The organism is Mesorhizobium sp. M2A.F.Ca.ET.037.01.1.1 (assembly GCF_003998075.1).
Classification (GTDB): Bacteria; Pseudomonadota; Alphaproteobacteria; order Rhizobiales; family Rhizobiaceae; genus Mesorhizobium.
Genome location: NZ_RZSA01001641.1, coordinates 1 through 691, shown reverse-complemented (window position 1 = coordinate 691; position 691 = coordinate 1). Strand labels below are relative to the sequence as shown.

General features: G+C 68.2%; 1 pseudogene. It reads right to left on the bottom strand.

From position 1 onward, the window contains the following. Window positions 1–691 (bottom strand): annotated as a pseudogene (locus tag EOA27_RS38920) (RNA-binding protein); the annotation flags it as partial.

Genomic DNA, 691 nt, shown 5'->3' with positions numbered 1-691 from the left:
GGTGACAGGCATGAAGAAGGACAAGGGCACGCTGGTGCTCTTCCATGTCACGCCCGAGGCGCCCTGGTTGCGCGACAGCTGCACGACGCGCCGCAGCATCTCGACGAACGTGCCGGAGATCGGCAGGTTCGACCAGGTCGCCTCGGGCGTGACATGGAAGAGCACCAGCGTGCCCTTGTCCTTCTTCATGCCTGTCACCAGCGGCGTGCCGTCGGCAAGCGTGGCCCAGGTGCGCTCGACGATGTCGGGCGTCGGCTCGGCCAGAACCTGCCGGCTGACCGTCACCTCGGAGGGCGGGGAAAGATCGGCGAAGGGACCGTTCTTCGGGAATTCGGTGACCGCCTGCGGTGTCGTCCAGGATAGCGCACCGCCGAGCGCGCGCTCGCCGCTGCGCAGCCGGACCGGCAAAAGGTCGTCGTCATTGCCGGCCGCGGCAAGACGCGGGCCGGCAAAGCGGACCAGCGTGCCGCCCTTGTCGACCCAGTCGACCAGACGCTGCCTGACCTGCTCCGGGATGGTGCCGACATCGGCCATGATGATCATCGCCGGTTTCTGGTCGAGAAGCTGCGGAATGGCGTCGGTGAGGTCGGCGCTCGACGGCTCGACCAGGTCCGCGAAGGGCTGCAGGGCGCGGCGGATATAGTAGAGCGGCGACAGAAGCGGCTGCGCCTGGTCGGCCTCGGCCTGAGAC